General features: G+C 77.0%; 1 protein-coding gene. It reads right to left on the bottom strand.

The features are described from left to right. Positions 1-168: 168 nt before the first annotated feature. Positions 169-330 carry a hypothetical protein gene (locus AC2W7J_RS18745; protein ID WP_485984319.1) on the bottom strand — a complete coding sequence of 54 codons (162 nt, stop codon included), beginning with the start codon at positions 328-330 and terminating at the stop codon, positions 169-171. Between the last annotated feature and the right edge of the window lie 161 nt (positions 331-491).

Genomic DNA, 491 nt, shown 5'->3' with positions numbered 1-491 from the left:
GGCGGTCGCCGCCCGGACGAAGCGCACCGCCCCGTAGAGCCCGTCGCGGTCGGTGAGGGCGAGCGCCGGCTGCCCAGGAGCTCCGCGGCCCGGGCCACGAGGATCCTCCGGTAGTCGTCGTGCCATGACGAAGGGAGAAGCCCGACGCCACGTGCAGGTGGGCGAAGCTCACCCGGCCTCCCCCCTTCGCATGTCCTCGAGGTCGTGCGACGGGGGGATGGCGACGAGGTCGGCGGTGACCCGGACCGGGGGCAGCCCGAGGGTGCCCGCCGCGATCCGCACGAAGTCCTCGCCCTGGCGCAGCAGGTCGTCGACCTCGCGCACGCTCATCGGCCCGGCCGCCCCGACACCGGGGCGGGCGCCGCCCTCGGCAGGACGGTCGCGAAGAAGTCGGCCCACTCGGTCAGCTCGGGCGCGACCGCGGCAGCAGGCGCCACAACGTCGACCGGGCCACGGGTTGCCCCGCCGGCGCCGTGCCCGGGCGGTCCGCG

This window comes from Janibacter sp. CFPM2_SD2 (assembly GCF_057364645.1).
This window is presented reverse-complemented; position numbering and strand designations above follow the sequence as displayed.

What these genes read in the sequence shown, in the direction of transcription:
- AC2W7J_RS18745 (WP_485984319.1), bottom strand. Translation starts at nt 330, where the DNA reads ATGAGCGTGCGCGAGGTCGACGACCTGCTGCGCCAGGGCGAGGACTTC.